Consider the following 1,059-nt stretch of genomic DNA (forward strand, 5'->3'; position numbering starts at 1 on the left):
GGGGGACACCGGCCGGCTGCGCCTGGGCCGCCGTGTCGATGCCCAGACCCGCCGCCACCATGCCGGCCACGCCGAGGGCGCATCCGACACGGCGTCGGATGCCGCGGCGCGCCGACGGCGGTCTCAGAAATGATCTCATGCCCGGAAAGTAATGACATGCGGCACCGGTCGCCTTCCGGGTGCGCCGACGGGGAGCGGACACGCCGTCACATGGGCGCGTCGTCCCGCCCACCGGGTGGTGGGCGGGGTGTCGCACCGTCACCTGCTTGACAGGGGCGCGGCCCGGGCGCCGTCGGCCGCCGGGCCGGGCCACGTCCGCAAGGTCAGAGCGCCGGCACGAAGGGGATGCCCGCAGGCTTCGCCTTCTCCAGATGGGAGAGGTAACTGCTGTCCTTGAGACCGAAGTTGGCACTTCCCCAGTTCGCCTGGGCGAGCTTGTCGCGCAGCCCGGCGGGGTAGCCGTTCCAGCCGACCAGCGCCGGGTACTGCCAGGTGCCCCGGTGGTTCTCCGGCGGCTCGTCGTTCGCGGTGGCGGCCCGGAAGCAGTGCGTGCTGATGCCGTCCTTGTGGTAGACGACCTTGGGGTGGGCGCCTTCCCAGGGGATGCGGTCCCGGCTGTGCACGGTGAAGTCGCCGTGGTTCGACGTGGCCACGTAGCGGGCGGCGTCGGTGGCCTGCTCGACCCACACCACGATGTGCTCCCAGTCGTGCCGGTGGCCGCCGATGCTGGTGCCGGCGAGGGCCTGGTCCTTCTCGAAGTAGAGGCCGTAGAGCACCGCGCACCAGCCGTTGTTGCAGGTGGCCCGGGAGTAGGCGTTGGTGTTGCCCAGGTCGAAGTCGTCGCGGCAGTTGCCGTTGAGGGCGCCGGTGGGGTTGAGGCCGCCGTTGAGCGAGCCGTCGGGCCCGATGGCCGGGGTGGAGTAGCAGCCGTCCTTGTCGTAGTCGAGCGCGGGCTGGAACCGCAGCTCGAGCGGGGTGGCGTTCACCGGCAGGGCGGCGGGCGGGGCCGCCTGGGCGGGCCCGGCGACGGCGAGCAGCAGCACGAGGGCGCCGCCGAGG

Annotated in this window: 1 protein-coding gene; it reads right to left on the reverse strand. The window is 72.6% G+C overall.

Going from position 1 to position 1,059, the window contains the following annotated elements; all coding sequences use genetic code 11:
- Positions 1 to 323: 323 nt before the first annotated feature.
- The coding region (locus ACOV8S_RS27130) for an NPP1 family protein (protein ID WP_448321019.1) at positions 324 to 1,059 on the reverse strand (736 nt) is incomplete at its 5' end.

It is taken from the genome of Streptomyces sp. CO7, assembly GCF_053474865.1.